At 33.5% G+C, this 18,737-nt stretch carries 16 protein-coding genes; 15 read left to right on the top strand and 1 reads right to left on the bottom strand.

From position 1 onward, the window contains the following. Nucleotides 1-17 precede the first annotated feature (17 nt). The 8 genes from rpoE (at nt 18) to citC (ending at nt 9,928) form a co-directional block, all read left to right on the top strand. Complete coding sequence (gene rpoE, locus LD125_RS02120) at nt 18-437, top strand: DNA-directed RNA polymerase subunit delta (RefSeq protein WP_250136279.1); 420 nt, start codon at nt 18-20, stop codon at nt 435-437. A gap of 49 nt (nt 438-486) precedes the next feature. Next, nucleotides 487-2,106 (top strand): CTP synthase, encoded by a 1,620-nt coding sequence (gene pyrG / locus LD125_RS02125; RefSeq protein ID WP_250137172.1) that lies wholly within the window; start codon nt 487-489, stop codon nt 2,104-2,106. A 116-nt stretch (nt 2,107-2,222) separates the two neighbouring features. Then, on the top strand, nt 2,223-5,252 hold the full coding sequence (locus LD125_RS03955; protein WP_250137555.1) for a 2-hydroxycarboxylate transporter family protein: 3,030 nt from the start codon (nt 2,223-2,225) through the stop codon (nt 5,250-5,252). A gap of 48 nt (nt 5,253-5,300) precedes the next feature. Beyond that, the gene (citD, locus tag LD125_RS02135; RefSeq protein ID WP_250136282.1) at nt 5,301-5,573 is read left to right on the top strand and encodes a citrate lyase acyl carrier protein; all 273 of its coding nucleotides are present in this window, start codon (nt 5,301-5,303) and stop codon (nt 5,571-5,573) included. Continuing rightward, on the top strand, nt 5,573-6,487 hold the full coding sequence (locus LD125_RS02140) for an HpcH/HpaI aldolase/citrate lyase family protein (protein ID WP_250137554.1): 915 nt from the start codon (nt 5,573-5,575) through the stop codon (nt 6,485-6,487). Before citD ends, LD125_RS02140 begins: the two co-directional genes overlap by 1 nt. Next, on the top strand, nt 6,471-8,051 hold the full coding sequence (citF, locus tag LD125_RS02145) for a citrate lyase subunit alpha (RefSeq protein WP_250138377.1): 1,581 nt from the start codon (nt 6,471-6,473) through the stop codon (nt 8,049-8,051). Before LD125_RS02140 ends, citF begins: the two co-directional genes overlap by 17 nt. Beyond that, nucleotides 8,044-8,880: a citrate lyase holo-[acyl-carrier protein] synthase gene (locus LD125_RS02150; RefSeq protein ID WP_250137168.1), complete on the top strand. Its 837-nt coding sequence runs from the start codon at nt 8,044-8,046 to the stop codon at nt 8,878-8,880. The genes citF and LD125_RS02150 overlap by 8 nt, the downstream gene beginning before the upstream one ends. A 13-nt stretch (nt 8,881-8,893) precedes the next feature. Then, nucleotides 8,894-9,928 carry a [citrate (pro-3S)-lyase] ligase gene (gene citC / locus LD125_RS03960; protein ID WP_250137552.1) on the top strand — a complete coding sequence of 345 codons (1,035 nt, stop codon included), beginning with the start codon at nt 8,894-8,896 and terminating at the stop codon, nt 9,926-9,928. Here the strand turns inward: citC and LD125_RS02160 are convergent. Next, nucleotides 9,925-10,719, bottom strand: coding sequence for a triphosphoribosyl-dephospho-CoA synthase (locus LD125_RS02160; protein WP_250136287.1), 795 nt, complete (start codon nt 10,717-10,719; stop codon nt 9,925-9,927). The genes citC and LD125_RS02160 overlap by 4 nt on opposite strands. Nucleotides 10,720-11,186: 467 nt before the next feature. Between LD125_RS02160 and LD125_RS02165 the strand changes: the two genes are divergently transcribed. From LD125_RS02165 to LD125_RS03965, 7 genes are all read left to right on the top strand, one after another. Further along, nucleotides 11,187-11,822, top strand: coding sequence for a bifunctional 4-hydroxy-2-oxoglutarate aldolase/2-dehydro-3-deoxy-phosphogluconate aldolase (locus LD125_RS02165; protein ID WP_250137551.1), 636 nt, complete (start codon nt 11,187-11,189; stop codon nt 11,820-11,822). 18 nt (nt 11,823-11,840) lie between these two features. Beyond that, nucleotides 11,841-13,526 carry an acetolactate synthase AlsS gene (alsS, locus tag LD125_RS02170; RefSeq protein ID WP_250137550.1) on the top strand — a complete coding sequence of 562 codons (1,686 nt, stop codon included), beginning with the start codon at nt 11,841-11,843 and terminating at the stop codon, nt 13,524-13,526. A gap of 12 nt (nt 13,527-13,538) precedes the next feature. Continuing rightward, on the top strand, nt 13,539-14,237 hold the full coding sequence (locus LD125_RS02175) for an acetolactate decarboxylase (protein ID WP_250136291.1): 699 nt from the start codon (nt 13,539-13,541) through the stop codon (nt 14,235-14,237). Nucleotides 14,238-14,334: 97 nt separating this feature from the next. Beyond that, nucleotides 14,335-15,240 carry a class II fructose-1,6-bisphosphate aldolase gene (gene fba / locus LD125_RS02180; protein WP_250137163.1) on the top strand — a complete coding sequence of 302 codons (906 nt, stop codon included), beginning with the start codon at nt 14,335-14,337 and terminating at the stop codon, nt 15,238-15,240. Between the two features lie 174 nt (nt 15,241-15,414). Then, the gene (rpmE, locus tag LD125_RS02185) at nt 15,415-15,705 is read left to right on the top strand and encodes a 50S ribosomal protein L31 (protein ID WP_374982216.1); all 291 of its coding nucleotides are present in this window, start codon (nt 15,415-15,417) and stop codon (nt 15,703-15,705) included. A gap of 136 nt (nt 15,706-15,841) precedes the next feature. Continuing rightward, nucleotides 15,842-17,734 (top strand): hypothetical protein, encoded by a 1,893-nt coding sequence (locus LD125_RS02190; RefSeq protein WP_250136293.1) that lies wholly within the window; start codon nt 15,842-15,844, stop codon nt 17,732-17,734. A 15-nt stretch (nt 17,735-17,749) separates the two neighbouring features. Next, nucleotides 17,750-18,682, top strand: a complete 933-nt coding sequence (locus LD125_RS03965; protein WP_250137549.1) for a DHH family phosphoesterase — start codon at nt 17,750-17,752, stop codon at nt 18,680-18,682. Nucleotides 18,683-18,737: the final 55 nt, after the last annotated feature.

An 18,737-nucleotide genomic window follows, 5' to 3' on the forward strand; every position in this document is an offset into this window, starting at 1 on the left:
ACTAAAGGAGCGAAGTGATGGCTAAGTTATCCAATGTGGAAATTGCCTACCAGTTTTTACAAGATCATCCCGAAGGAGTAGAGTTCAATACGGTTTGGAATGAGATTGTCCCTAATATTCATGCTGATAATGAAGATAAAAGTCGCTTAATTGCTGACTTATATGCTGACATGGTGCTTGATAATCGGTTTGGATTAACAAGCGATGGGAAGTGAGCATTAAAAAGTTCACTTAGTCTTGATGACGTTAAGAGAAAATATGACTTTGTTGATTCGTTTGATTATGACGCCGATTTTGATGATATTGATGATGAGGAATTACCTCATGAGCATAGCGACGATTCTCTTGATGGCGAAGAAACCAACATCGATGAGGATGAGGACCAAATTACTGATTTTGATAGTGAAGACTCATACGATGACCACGACGACAACTAGTTGTTAGAACCTATGTTTTAACGACTATTTTTATTTAAAGGAGAAAATAATGGGTAAAGGAACAAAATTTATTTTTATCACAGGAGGAGTGGTTTCTGGTTTAGGGAAAGGAATTACTGGGTCTTCTTTGGGTCGATTGTTAAAGAATACTGGTTTAACCATTTTTATGCAAAAAATGGATCCTTACTTAAACATTGATCCTGGAACGATGAGTCCTTTTGAACATGGTGAAGTTTATGTCACTGATGATGGTGGAGAAACTGACCTTGATTTAGGTCATTATGAACGTTTTATTGATACAAATTTAAATAAACAGTCTTCAACTAGTGCGGGAAAAATCTATGAAGAAGTTTTGACTAAAGAACGCAAGGGTGATTGAGGAGGAAAGACTGTTCAAGTCATTCCCCACATCACTGATGCAATTAAGCAAAAGATTTATCGTGCTGGTGAAAGTTCGCAAGCTGATGTCATTATTACTGAAATCGGAGGTACGGTTGGTGATATTGAATCTCAACCCTTCATTGAAGCAATTCGTCAGGTGCGGATGGAATTAGGAAGAGAAAACGTTTTATTTTTACATGTTGGTTTGTTACCTTATCTTTCTGCTTCTAAAGAATACAAAACTAAACCAATTCAACATTCAGTAAAAGAATTATTGAGTTTAGGAATTCAACCAGATGTGATTATTACCCGTTCAGATAAACCTGTTGAAGTTGATTTACTAAAGAAGATTTCCTTATTTTGTAACATTCCTTTAAACAATGTAATTCAAAATACGAATGCAGACACTATTTATAAAGTTCCATTAGAATTGGCAAGTCAAGACTTACATAAAATTGTCATTGACCAGTTAAAACTAACTCCGCCCCACGAGTTGGAAATGAAAGAGTGAAATAACTTTGTTGACAAAATTAATGGTGTTCAAGGTGAAATTACTATTAGTGTAGTTGGAAAGTATGTTGACTTACCAGATGCTTATCTTTCAGTGGTGGAATCTTTAAAAATTGCTGGTTATGAAAACCATCGCCAAGTTTTGATTAAATGAATTCAAGCTGAAGTATTATCTGCAGATAATGTTGATAAGTATTTAGGCAATGCCCAAGGAATTTTAATCCCTGGGGGTTTTGGTTCTCGGGGTGTTGAAGGAATGATTTTAGCATCAAGTTATGCTCGTGAACACAACATTCCTTATTTGGGAATTTGTTTGGGAATGCAAGTAGCTACAATTAGTATGACTCGTGATTGGTTGAATAAACCTCAAGCGACTTCAACAGAGTTTGATTCAAAGACTCCTGATCCTGTTTTTGACTACATTCGTGGCGTTAATCAAAAAACTCTTGGAGGAACTTTACGTTTAGGAAGTCAACCTACCCAATTAAAGCCAGGTAGCTTAGCCCACGAGTTGTACCAAAGTGATGTTGCTCACGAACGTCACCGCCACCGCTATGAATTTAATGCTGAACTTTATAAAAACGATTTAGAAGCTAAGGGAGCAATTTTTTCAGGAATTTATGAAGAAAAACAACTCTATGAAATTGTAGAAATTCCTAGTCATCCCTTCTTTATTGCTTCTCAGTACCACCCTGAATTTACTTCTCGTCCTAACCGTCCTAACCCTTTATTTAACGGGTTCATTCAAGCAATTGTTAAAAAGAGCGAAAATAATTAAATTATCGACTTTTAAAGATCAATTAATAATTGTCTTTTACCAATAAAGAGATACAATCTCTAAGTAGATAAAGAATAGTTAACAATAATCGATAGAAATGAGGTTTCTTTAAAGAAATGGAATTACTCTTAACTCCTGAAGAGATTGAACATCAGATTAAAGACACTGCAATTGGTGAGAGAAAGGTCGCAATCACGACTAAGCGGATGGATGTTTGACAAAAGAGTCAAAAAATAGAACTGCAAGACCAGTATGATCAAGCAGTTAGAAAAATTCAAATTGCTTTGTTAAAGAAAAAGAATCAAGTAGAACTTTCTAAGTATCGTTTGAAAGCTAGAGAAAGTTTAGCTGATTTTGATGTCTACCAAGCAAAAATTTTAGAAATTAAAACTAGTAAAATTAATGCTAAACTTGACCAAGCGAAGTTTAATCATGATTTAGAGGTGAAAAAACTTCACCATTCTCAAGATGAAAAGGTTACTCTTTTAAACCAAGCCTCTACTAAATTAATTAATAATTTAAAGGAAAATAAGGATTTAACAACAGTTTTAGCCACGATTAATGCTAAACACGATTTGAAGATAAAAGAAGTTGAACTGCAAAAAGAAAGTCGTTTAACTTTGATTAAAAATCACTACGATCAAAACTTTGCTCGTCTTGATGGAAATAGGCTTCGTAGTCTAAAGGTAAACCAAGAAAAACTTCATCGTCTTGAAGTTGATAATGTTGCAGAGATTAATCAGGATTATGTTCTTGAAATTGAACAAATTGAGGCTCAAACTGCTAAAAGATTTAAGAATGCTGATGCTAGTTATGAGAAACTAGTGCGTTTTTATGCGCGAGGAAATGAATGAAAGTTAAAAAAAATTGCCAACCGTAAACAAAAGAATTTAGCATCAATCCAGAATTATCATGATATCCAGATCATGAAGGCGCAACAAAGAAGAGATGATGCAATTAAGGTTAATCAGGAAAAACTTGTTCAATTTAGAGAAACTTATGCTCAACTGGTGGAATCAATTAATACTAAGTTTATTAAAGAAAGTCAAATTCTTGAAGAACAAACTACTAAAAGAATTGCTAAAGCGAACTTTGATTACCAAAAAGATCTTGAGTTTTATCACGCTAAGCAAGAAGTTTTATTAGCAAGTGCTAAGCAACGAGATTATCAAGGTTTTGACCAGAAAAAAGCTGCAATCGAAACGAAGTTTAAAACTCGAACTGAAAAGATTCAAAATCGTACTTTGAAAAAAATAGCTAGTTTGGATAAAAAACTTGACCAAGCATGAGAAAAACATGATAAAAAACTGGCAATTTTAGAAGGTACTCATATTGTTAAAGCTCAAAAGGGTCACGACCGTTTTTTAGTAAAACCACCTTTAACTGATAATGAGTTAAGAAAATTACAATTAACTAATAATGCAATCATTAACGATTTAAAAGAGTACCAAGTTAGCCAAATTGGTAAGTATGAACACCAAATCGACTTGTTGACTCAAAATTTAAACCAAGGAATGATTGATATTGATGATGGAGTAAAGTCAAATGTTGATCAAGCTTCAAAAACCAATATTAGTAAGGTCAACCGTAAGTATGACAAGAAAAACTTTAAGGCTAATTACCAAAAAGAAGCTAATAAATTGATTGAAGAAGACCGATGAAACCATCACTCTGCTCACCAATTGCTAGTTGATCTTTATAATCGTTCTGATAAAAACTATACTCCAGTTTCAATTCTGACAACTGACCTTTATCAAGGACAGAAAACCAAATTCCAAAACTGATGATTAAGTATCAGAATTAAGTATGCTCGTTGTCGCGAATGAAGTTTCAAAGAGTGAATTAGTTTAAAAATTTGGGGAATGCCAGTTTATGTTTATGCTGTTTTGTTTGGAATAATGGCTGCAGTATTGGCTACTGGCTATGCAGAAGTTAATATGATGTACCCAGCCTTTCTTTTGTTCACAATTGCCATTATTGGTGGAACAATCTTTAGTAAGGTGCCAATTTGAAATAAATACCTAGGAGGAGCAGTTATGGGTTGTCTCTTCATTGGTGCATTCCTAGTTTATTTCAATGCTATTCCCAAAGATGGTGATGTTTATAAAAGTATTAAGACTTGGTTTAATAGTCAAGGTTTCTTAGACTTTTATATCTCAGTTATCTTAATCTGTGCAGTGATTGTTGTTCCCCGAAGAATTTTATTAAAAGCATTGGGAGGATTTATCATTATCCTAGCGATTGGTTCTTTGGCTGGTGCTGGAACTGGAATTCTGGGAGGATTAATGGTCGGATTCTCTTCAAAGAAAACCATTATTAACTATATTCTCCCAATTCTGGGAGGAGGAAATGGTGCTGGTGCGGTGCCGATGAGTCAAGTTATTGGTAATAACTGGGGTCAAGCTGTCGGAGATGCTTGGTACTCAAAAGCAATTGCAATTACTGTTATTGCTAACATCTTTTCAATTTTATTTGCTGCAATTCTTTCAGGAGTAGGAAGAGCAAAACCAGAAATGTCAGGAGGAGGAAACTTATCAAGAAGTAATATTCATATTATTGAAGATAAGGTACAACTAAAAGATCGTAATACTGCAGCTGCTCTGGTAATGGTTTTAGGAATTTATGTGCTTTCAACGATTATTTCGAGTCAAATTTTAACCAAAGACCGGATTCATATCACCTTACCAAACTACGCGTGAATGATTATTATTTGTTTAGCCTTAAACTTTACTAATGTTATTCCGCGTGATATGAAAGCAGGAATGGAAAAAATCCAAACCTTCATTTCAAAACAAACTACTTGATTGGTAATGTTGGCAATTGGAATTACCAGCATTGATTTAAAAGCCTTTATTAATGCGTTGACTGGTGAAACTTTCTTAATTACCTTGTTAACTTGTCTTGGTGCTACTTTAGTCCCGATGCTATTAGCGAAATTATTTATGTTCTATCCAGTTGAGGCAGGAATTACAGCTGGATGTTGTATGACAGCTCAGGGGGGAGCTGGAGTAATTGGAGTTTTAGGAGCATCAAACCGGATGAAACTGATGCCTTATGGACAAATCTCAACCAGAATTGGGGGCAGTGTTGTCTTGATCATAGCTTCAGTGCTCTTCTCTAGTTGAAACCCACAGGTGTTTGCCTAAAATTGTGAAAAAGTTTTAAAATTGAGTTAGAAGAAAAGAGGAAATAGAATGAAAATTACCAAAAAAGTGATGAGTGGAAGTGTCGAATCTGGGGATATTTTAGTAACTTTTGAACCAAGTGAAAACCAAGGTTTAGATATTAGATTAACTTCTACTTTTGATAAACAATACCACAACAATATTTTAGAAGTTGTTCGACAAACTTTAAAAGAAAACAACATTGACCAGGGTGTGGTAATTTTAAATGATCAAGGTGCGTTGCCAGGAGCAATCAAGGCCCGAGTTTTAACTGCCATTCAACGGATGGGAGAAACTAATTAATGAAAGGTTGAACCAGAACTACACCAAGAAAACACATGCTTTTTGTTCCAGCAAACAAACCAGCTAATTTTCGTGATTTACCAATTTATCATCCAGACACGGTGATGTTTGATTTAGAAGATGCAATTTCTTTTAGTGAGAAAGATTCTTCACGCTTAATGCTAAGAGAAATGTTAAAAACTCTTGATTACAATACTTATGGAATTGAGGTTTGTGTCCGAATCAACGGGATTGAGACGCCATGATATGAACTTGATATTGCTGCTTGTATTGAAGGTGGGGTTAACATGATTCGTTTGCCTAAAACTGAAAGTGCTGCTGATATTCAACAAACTGTTGCTTTATTAGAAAAGTACGAACAACAATTTAAAGCAGATAAAACTTTAATTTTTGCTGCAATTGAATCAGCAAAAGGGGTTTTAAATGCTAATGAAATTTGTCAAGCCTCAGAACGGGTTGTAGGATTAGCATTAGGTGGAGCTGACTATTTAGTTGACATTCACGGAACTAAAACTGCTCCTAACCGCCAAGAGTTATTGTATGGTCGTCAACACCTAATTCACGTTGCTCATGCTCATAAAATTGATGTTTTTGATGTGATTTATGGTAATACTGCTGATGAACAAGGTTTTATTGAAGAAACCAAGTATGCTTTTGGTTTAGGTTTTTCTGGAAAATCATGTATTCACCCCAACCAAGTGCGTTTAATTAACAACATTGTTTGTCCTACTCCTGACCAAGTAAAATACGCTGTGGGAATGGTTAATGCCTTTAATGAATCAGTAAAAAAAGGTCAAGGAGTATTTTTATACCAAGGAACGATGGTTGATAAACCAATTGTAGAAAAGCAACAAGAAATTGTTGCTTTAGCAAAAGAATTTAACTTATTGAGGGGAGATGAAATCAATGAGTAAGTATGTTAATGAAAAACGCTTATCACAAAAAGTACTTGATTCAATTAAAGGATTGGACTACCCTCTAGTAGCTTTTGATCCAGAACATGAACACGTTAGTCAGGTTAGTGCCGCTAAAAAAACTTTAGCAACACACGAGATTCGCCGAGATAAAGTTGTCGATTTAAAAACTGCCATTAAAAATTCAGGGTTGAGTGATGGCATGACAATTTCTTTTCACCACCACCTTCGTGGGGGAGATATGGTTGTTAACCAGGTGATGCAAGTTATCAAAGAGTTGGGAATTAAGGATTTAACGATTGCGGCTTCTTCTTTTACTGGTGCTCACGATTTTTTAACTAGTTATATGGATGAAGGAATTGTTAGTGGAGTCCAAACTAGTGGGTTGAGAGATAAACTTGGTGAATACATTTCTAGTGGGAAATTGAAAAAACCAGCAATCATTCGTTCTCATGGAGGAAGACCTCGAGCAATTGAAGCTGGTGATTTAAAAATTGATGTCGCCTTTTTAGCAGCTTCAAGTGCTGATGAAATGGGTAATGCTAACGGGTCATTGGGAAAAGCACCGTTTGGAAGTATTGGTTATGCTTTAACTGATGCGCAATATGCTGCTCAAACCATTGTGATTACTGATACTTTACTCCCATTTCCTAATCCTGAAATTGCTCTTTCTCAATCTTTGGTTGATTGAGTAGTTGTCATCGATTCAATTGGGGATCCTTCTAAAATTGCTGGAGGGGCAATTCGTTTAACTTCTTCACCCAAAGAAGAAATTATTGCCCAAAATATCGCTACAGTAATTACTAGTCTTCCTGAATTTAAAGACGGGTTTTCAATCCAAATGGGAACTGGAGGAGCTTCACTTTCATCAATTACCCCAATTAAAAAAGCGATGTTAGAACGTAACATCAAAGGTGGTTGGTGTTTAGGAGGAATTACTAGTTATCAAGTAGCTCTTTTAGAAGAAGGTTTGGTTCAAGGATTGTATGATGTCCAAAGTTTTGATGCTGGGGCTGGTCAATCAGTCCACAAAAACTTGTTAACCCACCACGTGATTTCTGCTTCTCAGTATGCTAATGGTCAAAATGGTTCACCATTTGTTAATCGTCTTGATTTTGTCATTCTTTCAGCTTTAGAAGTTGACCTTAACTTTAATGTCAACGTAATTACTGGATCTGATGGAGTAATTCGTGGAGCTAGCGGAGGTCACTCTGATACGGCTGCAGCAGCAAAAGTAGCAATTGTCGCTTTGCCATCAATTCGGGGGAGACTTGCTTGTGTAGTTGATGAAGTCCAAACTATTATCACCCCTGGAAAGAGTGTTGATGTCGTGGTCACTGATTTAGGAGTGGCGATTAATCCGTTAAGAACTGATTTAATTGAAATTTTAAGTAAGACTAGTTTGAAATTAATGAGTTTAGCAGAAATGAAAAACTTTGCTCAACAAATTGTAGGTACTCCTGAACTAATTGAGTATGACTATAATCATCCAGTAGCGGTTGTAGAATATCGCGATGGTTCAATCAATGATGTCATCTATAAAACCAAGGTTAACAATGAATAGTGAAATGCTGTTTGTTAAGTTAACAATGGATGCTCCCCTTTTGAGTGCGCGAGAATTGCGCACTCTTGTTTTGTTTCGGTGTTTAGAACAGGGTTATGTTGTGGTGACCTTAACCTTAAATATTCCTGGCTTGTCAAAAACTACCCCTAAGAGTCAAGGGTTTTTTCATCACTATTATTATCAAGTTAACAAACTTTTAGAACAACAATTTAAACTTGAACAAAGGTTTAATTGAACTGATCCAAGTGGAGTGATTGGTTATTTTCTTTTGGATGGAAAAAGTGATTCTAGAATGGTTAAACAATTACTTTTAAATTATGAAGAAAGTTTAAAAGTACAAGGACAATTGCTTGACCTTGATGTTTATCAGCGGTCAAAAACAAAAGTTGGGCGGAAACAACTTAATTATCAAGTAAGAAAGTGTTTTTTGTGTAACCAACCAGCCAAAGAATGTGCAGTCAAACAAGTTCATTCTAAAAAGGAACTACAAGATTTTCTTGACCAATTTTTAGTAATTGATTCTTCTTGAAATGATGATCTGATGATTGTAGAAGAACAAGAACTTGATGAAGTTAGTTTTTATCAAGACTTTTTTAACCAGAATCAAGAAACTAATAAGCAAGTGTTAGAATCTTTGCAAATCGCTTTAGCTAAACCAGATTTTGACGATCTTGAACAAATAGCAAGCTTGATTCATTTGGTCGATCAGATTTGTTTAATTTTAAGTCAGCAAAGTTATAATTTAAAAAAAGTAAACCAAACTCTTGAACAAAGATTTTTGTTTCGCTATGAATTGCTAAGAAAATTTAGCAACAAATCTTATTGTTAGAAAGGTAAGTATGATGAATAATTTTCAATTAGAAATGGTTGATTTAAACAATACCGCAGCATTACAAGAAGTTAAAGATTTTTTAACAAAATTTAGTTTAAAAATGGATGATGTTGATCACACTGTAGTAATTAAGGACGAAAATCACCAGATTATCGCTACTTGTTCGAAGTTGTTTAACTTAATTAAGTGTGTTGGGGTGGATAAAGAATATCGTGGTTATGAACTTGCTAACAAGTTAGTAACTTATTATTTAAATATTATCAACGACGAATATGATGAAGCTTTTATTATTACCAAACCAGAATATAACGGGTTATTTCAAAGTATGGGATTTGGGAGTTTGTTTGAAAATGATCAAATTGCTTTTCTGACTTCAAGAATGGATAAAGTTCGTGACTATCAAGCTTATTTGTCCAGAGAAGTTAAAGCAGGGATTAACGGGGTTATTGTGATGAATGCTAACCCGTTTACTAATGGTCATTTAGCATTAGTGGAAACTGCAGCAAAACAAGTTGATAACCTTTACCTTATTCCTGTGTTAGAAAATTTAAGTTTTTTTACTTATCAGGAACGAAAGGTAATGATTGAACAAGGAGTTCAGGATTTAGTGAATGTTAAGGTCTTGAATGGTTGTCCTTATATTATTTCTAAAAGTGTTTTTCCCAGTTACTTTCTCAAGTCGAGTGAAGCAGTAATTCAAGCTCAAACTCAACTGGATGCTAATTTGTTTGTCAAACTTTTCAAAGACCCATTAAAAGTGAAAAAGCGTTTTTTAGGTAGTGAACCTATTTCTCATACCACTGATGTTTATAACCAAACTTTAACCACAATCTTAGAAAAAAATAACATCGAAGTGGTGATTATTCCTCGAGTGGAATTTAATCATCAACCGATTAGTGCTAGTGAAGTTCGTGCTTCTTTAGTTAAGGGTGATTGAAACTTGATTGAAAAGATTACCCCTTTAACTACAGTTCAATTCTTAAAGGAATTAGATTTAACCCCAAGGTTAAAAGCTAATTTGGACAAAATTTATAAAGATAACTAGTAGTTACTAAAAATAAGCAAATCAACCAAAACTAAGAGATCAGCGCTTCCTCCTGGAGAAATATTGTTTTTAATTGCTCAATTATTAAATGTTTCTATTTCAGCAGTTGCTTGCTGATAATTAGTTTGAAGTTTTTTTAAAAGAATTGAAGCACGAATTTGAACTTTACGATAAGAACTAATTCCAATCTTGCTAATTAAAGTAGTATCTTCAATATGAACCAAGAAATAAAGGAGTAAAGTAAAGTTAACTTCGTTTTCTGCTAATTGTTGGTTAACAAGAAGTTGGTAATAGAAATCATAAGCATCAAAAACAACTTGATAACCACTTAAAGCGGTTTGTCGAGCGCCATTTATCCCTTGTTGATAAAATGCCAAGCCTTTAGTATCAAGATTTCCTTTGAAATCTTCTTTTAAAGGAAAACAAAAAGTTTTGATTTCAGGAATAATTTTTGTTTTATCGCGATTCTTTAACAGGGAATAATAAAAGATTCCTAAAGCAAAAATTAAACCTTTATGAGTATTAATTTGATTGGTTTGTTCCAACATTGCTTGTTCGTATTTCAAGCCAATGATACGTAAATCAAGAAAAGTTTTGATTTCATTTAAATTCTTTTCAATTGCTTGTAAGTAAGCGGGGAAAACTTCATAACTTTTATAAAAATCATTGATATCCATATCCTTGTGAGATCCAGAGTTTATTTTGCTGACTAGTCCTAAACTTGGATAACTTTCCATTTCGCTTTTAATTGCTTTCAATGCTGCTTGGTAATAAACCTTTTTGTTTCGCATTTACGCTCCTTTTTAATGACTTAATTTTATAATAAGGTTTTAAAAAAGCAGTTTATAACACCAAAATAATTAACTTAAAATTAATTATTTTTCTATCGAATTTAAAAAGTTTTAGTTCATTCTTACTAGGAATTGAACAAAATAGTGAGAACTATTCTTATTTTGTTGTTCTTGATTGGAAAAACAATGAAACCTTTTCCAATTCTGTTGTAATCGATGGACAAAGACATGAAAATTTTGAGGTTTTAAAAGAAGTTTTGATTAGTAATTTCTTTGCTTTTGCTAACTAAAAACCTTGATCTGATTATTCTTTAAAATTTCCTTAGTTTACTATATAATCTTAGGCGAGTTAGTTAGCAGAAGTTAACTCTTTGGTACGTGCTGTGCCTAAAAAAACTAAAATAGGAATGAAAGGTTAGGAAAAAATATCAGTGGTTGAAAGTTGATAGTTTTTTCTTATAAATGTTATGAATAAAATTAACCAACACTTTGAAGAATTTAAAAAGAGTCGAATTTCTACAATTGTTCGTACTGATGATTATGATCATGCTTTAAAGATTATTGAAGGTAGTCGTGAAGGAGGAATTAAGTTTATCGAAATTACTTTAACTATCCCTGATGCTTATAAGTTAATCACTGAGGCAAGCAAAAAATGATCAGACTTAAAGATTGGGGCAGGAACGGTTTTAACTTTGGATCAAGCCAAAGAATCAATCAAAGCAGGAGCTAGTTATCTAGTTGACCCGGTATGCGATGTAGAATTATTGAAATGATGTAATGAGAACGACATTCTTTTAATTGCTTCAGGAGCCACTCCAAGTGAAATGTACAAACTTTCAATCAATGGGGCTAAAATCATTAAATTTTTCCCTGCAATGATTGGAGGACCAGAAATGGTGAAGATGATTAAAAATCCATTTCCCGAGTTTGAATTATTAGCAACCGCAGGACCAAACTTGAGTAATTTAGATGCCTATTATCAAGCAGGTGTGTTAGGGTGTGGCATTACTGCTGATTTAGGTGGAGCTCCAGTTGGTACTACTGTTGAAGAAATTACAACAATTGCTAAAAAGTATATGGCAATTGTAGCGAAATATTTATAAAAGAAGAGGTTTATAATCATGGATAAAAAAACTGGTGCACAATTATTAATTGAAACTCTAATTAACTTTGAAGTTAAGCATGTTTTCACTGTTCCTGGAGCAAAGATCGATAAAATTTTAGATACTTTTAACGATTATCCCGACGCTCCTAAACTAATAGTTACGCGTCATGAACAAAATGCTACTTTCATTGCGCAAGGAATTGGAAGATTGGCAGAAAAACCAGGAGTGGTGTTAGTAACTTCAGGACCAGGGATTTCAAACTTGGCAACAGGTTTGGTCACTGCAACTAGTGAAAATGATCCTGTGTTAGCGATTGGGGGAAGTGTTAATCGTAAAGATGCCTTAAAAAGAACCCACCAATCAATGAATAATGCGGCTTTAATGGAACCAATTACCAAGTATTCGGCAGAAATTACTAGTGTTGATGCAATTTCAGAAGCAATTTCTAACGCAATGCGAATTGCTTCTCAACCCCGAATGGGAGCAAGTTTTCTTTCTATTCCTAACGATGTTCAAGGTGACACTACTAGCAATATTGCACTTTCTCCAGTTGTTCACGATTCGTTTGGTCATGCTGATACCCAAAAGATTGTGAAATTGGCTCAAGAAATTGCAAGTGCAGAATTTCCAGTAGTTTTACTAGGAATGCGGGCACCAGGATATGCTGAAACTGCTGCTATTCGTGAATTTTTAACTAAAGTTAACCTTCCTGTAGTTCAGACTTTTCAAGCTGCAGGAATTATTAACCGTCAGTTAGAAAGTCTCTTGTTTTATGGAAGAGTAGGATTATTTAAAAATCAACCAGGTGATGAGTTGTTAGATAATGCAGATTTAGTTATCACAATTGGTTTTGATCCAATTGAGTATGATACTGAAATTTGAAACAAAGACCACGATAAAAGAATTTTCCATATTGATGAAACGATTGCAGAAATCGATAATTACTACCGTCCTCATACCGAATTAGTGGGAGATATTGCCAAAACAGTCCATAAATTAATGGAAGTTTCTTCACCACGAGTGATTGATATTGAGTCTGAAAGTGTTTTAAAAACTATTAAAGAAAAGTTGAATAAACAACGTGATACTTATCAAGAAGATCCTAATTTGGTCCACCCACTGCATTTTATTCAAGTCTTAAGAAACTTGCTTGATGATTCTGAATTTGATGTTGTTGATGATCAAACCGTGATGTCAGTAGATATTGGTTCAATCTATATTTGAATGGCACGAAATATGAAAGTTTATGAACCTAAAAAACTTTTATTTACCAACGGAATGCAAACTTTAGGAGTAGCCTTGCCTTGAGCAATGGGAGCAAGTTTCTTACACCCTGGTAAAAAGATGATTTCAATGTCTGGGGATGGAGGATTCTTATTTTCTAGTCAAGAATTAGATACGGCAATTAGAGAGAACTTGAACATTACCCATTTTATTTGAGATGATCATTCCTATAACATGGTTAAGTTTCAAGAAGAAATTAAATATGGCAGAGCAACAGCAGTTGAGTTAGGTAATATTGATTTTGTTGCTTATGCCCAATCATTTGGTGCAAAAGGGTTTAAAGTCGAAAAACCAAGCGAATTAGAAACTATCATGCGGGAAGCTTTAAGTTATCAAGGGGTAGTGGTTGTTTGAATTCCAATTGATTATCGCCAAAACATTGAACTTGGTAAAAAACTTCTAGATAAAATTAATTAGCAGGAGGCAACAATGAAATTAACTTCTTATAGTAGCATCGCTTCTCTTTCGAGTGGTGATTGAGATGGTCACTTTTCTTTGGCCACGATTAAAAAGACTGGTGATTTAGCTGTTGGTACTTTTGATCAAGGTAATGGAGAAATGCTAGCAATCGATGGTGAGTATTATCAATTATTGAGTGATGGGGGTGTGAATTTAGTTCTTGATGAGTGAACCTCTCCTTATGCAGTTAATGTTTTTTTCAATCCTGAGTTTAGTTTAGAATTGAATAATGTTAGTCAAACTGATTATTTAAAAGCGCTTGGTGCAGAAATTGAAAAGCACGGAAATCAATACATGTATGCCATTAGAGTCACTGGTGATTTTAAACAAATTATTTCCCGAACTGTTAGTTTAATTCCTAAACCTTACCCTACAATTAAAGAAATAAATAATATTCAACGGGTAAGAGAATTTGAAAACATTGTTGAAGGTAATATTGTCGGGTTTTATACGCCTAAATATCTAAATACGGTTAGTGTTGATGGTTTTCACCAACACTTTATTAACCATAATCGTGATTGTGGAGGTCACGTTTTAGATTTTCACGCCAGTTACCTAAAGATTGAATTTGCAAAAGTGAAGGAAGTTAACTTATTAATTAACGACCATTCCTTTGACTATCATGATAGTTTACAATCAGAAATTGAATTGGTTGAAAAAAGTAAATAATTATTCATTAAAACCAAGTTTCACGCTTGGTTTTAATTAACTGCTGTTTATTTTCTGGAACGCTATTATATAATAATAGTTAGAAAAGGAGATAAATATGCCAAAAATTTATAGTAAAAGACTAGTTAATGCTCGCAATATGGTGCATGATGCGTTTAAGAACCACTACGCAATTGGTCACTTTAATATCAACAACTTGGAATGAACTAAAGCAGTTTTAGAAACTGCTCAAAGTACTAATACCCCAATTATTCTTGCAACTTCTGAAGGAGCAATTAAATACATGGGTGGTGTGAAAGTTGTCAGAGGAATGGTTGATGCTTTGATGGAAACTTTAGACATTACTGTGCCTGTGGCGCTGCATTTAGATCATGGTCAATCAGTAGAAATGGCCAAAGAATGTATTGATAATGGTTATTCATCAGTAATGTTTGATGGTTCTCACTTACCATTTGAAGAAAACCTAGCCAAAGCTAAAGAGGTTGTTGAGTATGCTAAACAACATGATGTTTCTGTAGAAGCAGAAATTGGTTCAATTGGTGGTGAAGAAGATGGGGTTGTTGGTGAAGGTGAACTTGGTGATCCTGAACAAGCTAAAAAAATGGTTGAAACTGGAATTGACTTCTTGGCTGCTGGAATCGGAAACATTCATGGTCCTTATCCAGATTGATGAAAAGGGTTAAATTTTGATCAATTAGGAAAAATTGAAGATGCAATCCACTTCCCGTTAGTGATGCATGGTGGGTCAGGTGTGCCCCAAGACCAAGTGGAAAAAGCAATTAGTTTAGGAGTTGCTAAAGTTAATATCAACACCGAACTACAATTAGCTTTCCAAAAGGCTACTCGTGAATATATTCTAGCTAATAAAGATACTGATATGAAAGCTAAAGGGTTTGATCCTCGTAAGCTTTTAAAACCAGGATATCAAGCAATTCAAGCAGAAATGAAGAACTTGATTGAATGAATGGGATCAATTGGTAAAGCTGACCAAATTGAAAAATAATTAATTACTTTTAGCTGTGATTGGGAAAATGACTTTCTAGTCATTTTTTTTATTGAATAACAAAAGTAAAAAAACCTTATAAACCCGCATAAAATGGGTATAATTAAAAAGATGTAAAGATAAAATAAGAGTTTTATATCGAAATGAAAACATAGTCCAAAGGAGAAAAGATCTATGCCAAAAAAAGATATTCATCCCCAATATTTTGCTGATGCTCAATTTGTTTGTACCACTTGTGGTAATAAATTTATTGCAGGAACAACTAAGGGTGAAGAAGTAAGAGTTGATATTTGTTCAAATTGTCATCCTTTCTTTACTGGGAACCAAAAATTTGCCAACAACCAAGGTCGTGTTGAGCAATTTAAATCTAAATTCACTAAGCGTGATGAAACTAATGCTAAGGCAATGGCTGATTCAAAAGCAAAAAAAGCTGAAAATCAAAAGACTGCAAAAGACAAGAAATAGCAGGATAATTGTTGTAGGGACAAGATTGAATAATACTTGTCTTTTTTTATTGTCTTTTAAAATTTTGTTTAGACTTTTACTTAAAATTTTGATTATTAATTTAGAATATAGATATTAACCACAGGAGGTTAGAAATTTGAGTTATAAAATTACTAATGCTAAATTTCTTAACCCAAAAATTCTGGTCAAAAACTTTGATTTTTCTACAGAAAAAAATACAATTACTCAAGTTCATTTTCAAAATAACCAACAAAAGAAATTATTTACCAGAATCTTGAAAGGTAAAGAACAAATTGGTGAAGGTCGTTTTCTAGTTGATAGTCTTGATTTAGTTAACCCGAAATTTGTGAAGAATCACGCAACCTTCATTCGCACTGATAAATATATTGAACGGTTTATTCCTGCTAAAATCATTTTGGTTTTATCATCATTGTTCGATCCTAGATTTGTGCGAAACGCCCGGATTAAACACTTAAGAACAAAGTATGACTACCTTTCTTTTTTAAGTTCAAAACTAAACTTAACTGATGCGCAATTGAAAGGAAGACTTGATAAAGCAATTTCTGATTTCATTAATAATGAAACTAAGATTGAAGAAAGAGTACTTGGTGAATTTGAGCAACAAATGCACAAGTTTAACCAACAGCAATCTAATGAAGTTTTTTCTAAACAAAATAGTGTGGTTAAAGTTGTTGCTAGATCATATTACAAAGAAAAGATTAAGTTAGTAACCTACAATTTAACCTTAACTTTTTTTCAAGCGTTATATGATGATGTCTACAAGTTTAACTCTTTAAGAAACTCTTGTACGTGCGAGTACAATGCTAAGAAATCTTCAAATAAAGAAGTACGAAAAGTTTGAAAAGAACTCGCTTATCAACAAACTAAGTATGTTGTCAAAAAACAATTAAAATATATCGGTATTAAAATTAGTGAAAACCGAGCTTTAATTACTAGACAAAATTTATTAGTTAACCAGTTAAAAAAACAATTAAATTTAGAACTGAAAAAGTTTTATTTTCGCGAAAAATTTAGTCGTGACCAAGTGAATAACTTTAACAAAATTTTAAATAACTGACGTCGGTTAAATGATGACCAAGTTGAGATTTTTACCAGATCTCAACAAGATTACTTTTTCAAAGCCTTGGTCAAAAACTCTCAATATGTCGTTAAAGTTTTGGTGGTAAAAATTCACCATTATCACCAACTGGTCTTGAGTAATTCGCTTAAATACCGTTCTAAAGAAGATTTCAAAAAGAATAAGGTTTATTATAAAAAACAAATTATTAGTGTTTTTAAACAAGCTTTAGATTACAACATCAAGTTAATGAAAAAGTTCAATATTAATTTGGATTGGTTTTTAAAGTCAACTTTTAAACTTTCTTCGTTAAATATTTTGTTTGTGAAGATTATTCGTGCGATTAACATGAATCGTGAGAATGTCTTTTTAATGGATTTAGTTCACCTGTTAAGTCAAAATGATTTTGAAAAACTTTTAGCGACAATCAAAATGATGAAAGAAAATCACCCAAAGATGACTTTTACAATCCTTGAATCTAAGGCTGGTAAACTACCTTTTTTAGACCAAAAAATCTATACGCTTAATGATGGTTATTTTGAAGATGCCTTAATTGCTAAACTTATTGATGTCTATCCTGAAACCTACCGCTTTGAGTTGTTTGGAACTCGCAACTTATTTCGCTATGAGTATGAAAACCAACACATTAAACTTTATAATAAACGTGAACCTTATTATCAAGATAATCTTCCTGTTAAAGGTTATGCTTTTATTAATCCCTTTAAGATGAATTATGAAACCACGACTAGTTTTGCTAAAAATAAAATTGCAGTAATTAGTGATTTTAAGAAAACCAATAATTTCAATGATCCCTACATGTATTATTGTAAAAATAAAAAGGGTTATAAATTCTACTTTTATGATTATGATCACAATGATTTGAACAAGGTCAACCGCGGAATTGTTACTTTTGATTTAGCAGCAATTGCCGAGTTTATTGAAATTAAATAACTAAGGAGTCAGAAAATGAATAAATTATTAGCTAAAAAGTTGCATTACTTAATTAAAAAATACCAAACAATCATTATTGCCAAACACGTATTTCCTGATTGGGATGCGCAAGGAAGTGCACTTGGTTTAGCTAATCTGATTCAAGATAATTACAAAGGGAAAACGATTTATGTGGTTGGAGAACGAATTGATGATGATTCTTCTTTTCCCTCAGACCAATTAACCCTTGAAGCGTTAGGAAAAGCGTTACTAATTGTAGTTGATACTGCTAATGCTGAACGAATTGATTTTGAAAACTTTGCTGGGTGTCAAGAAATCTTTAAGATTGATCACCACTTGGTGGTTGATGATTATGGTAACTATAATTTAGTTGATGATACTGCTATTGCTTGTACTCAAATCATTACCCTGTGAGCTGAGAAAATGAAGTTAAAAATTTCTCCCCTAGCAGCAAAAAACTTATACAAGGGTTTGGTGACTGATTCTGGTCGGTTCTTGTTTAGTGGTGTTAATAGTCAAACTTTTCAAGCAGCTAGCATTTTAATGGAGAATGGGGTTGATCTTCACCAAGTTCAAAACGAGTTATACCTTCAAGATTTGAAGGTTAAACAATGACAAAATTATGCCTTTAATAAATTAGTTCTTACTCCTAAGGGGATTGGTTATATTGTGGTTGGTCCAAGTGATTATCAGCCCTTTAATTTAGAATATGACCAGGTTAAAAATGCTCTTTATACGATGAGTGGAATCAAAGAAATTAAAATCTGGTTCACAGTTATTGAAGTTGATCAAGAGTTCAAGGTTTCGTTACGAAGTCGTGATTATGAAGTCAACCAGGTAGCAAGAAAGTTCAATGGTGGGGGGCATAAATTAGCTAGTGGAGCAAAAGTTAAAAACCTAGCAGAATTACCCCAACTAATTAAGGCATTAGAAGCTTTAATTGTTTAATTCCGGCTCAACTCGATGTTTTGCGATTAAACAAAAGAATCGGTACAATATACTA

It is taken from the genome of Mesoplasma sp. JKS002658, from assembly GCF_023566355.1.
Classification (GTDB): Bacteria; Bacillota_I; Bacilli_A; order Mycoplasmatales; family Mycoplasmataceae; genus Edwardiiplasma; species Edwardiiplasma whartonense.